The following is a 560-nucleotide window of genomic DNA, read 5'->3' as shown; positions in this document are numbered from 1 at the left end:
GACGCGCAGCAGCAGGCGGAACAGCAGGGTATAAGCGTATATACCCTGTTGAATCATTGGGTTGACGATCTGGAGCGGCGTGAGCCCTTCCCGACCCGCCATCTGCATGTGCTGGCCGACCATCATGGTAATCGTTCACCGCGCGCCAACCCGCACGCACGCGGTGCCGTTTATGGCCTGACGCTGGAACAGGGGCCGGATGCGCTGGCGCGGCTCTATCTCGCCACCTTACAAGGCATTGCCTACGGCACGCGCCATATCATCGACAGCATGAATCAGGCCGGACATCAAATTATCCGGGTGGTGATGTGCGGCGGGGCGACCAAAAATCCGCTCTGGCTGCGGGAATACGCCAATATCACCGGTTGCGATATTCATCTGGCGAGCGAAGAAGATGCGGTCACGCTCGGTGCGGCGTTGCTGGGGGCGGTAGCGGCGGAATGTTACCCCACGTTGCCAGCGGCGGCGGCGGCGCTGGTACGCGCTGGCGCGACCATTACCACAGACCCGCAGTACGCTGCGTTCCATGCGGCTAAATATGGCGTCTATCTCCAGATGTA

1 protein-coding gene is annotated in these 560 nt (G+C 61.2%); it reads left to right on the top strand.

The window, feature by feature from the left end; all coding sequences use genetic code 11:
• Positions 1-560: FGGY-family carbohydrate kinase (locus J5224_RS34485; protein ID WP_264629325.1), on the top strand; the 560-nt coding region annotated here is incomplete at both ends.

The organism is Candidatus Symbiopectobacterium sp. NZEC135 (genome assembly GCF_025962695.1).
The sequence above is the reverse complement of the archived record's forward strand: the minus strand, read 5'-3'. Positions and strand labels throughout refer to the sequence as shown.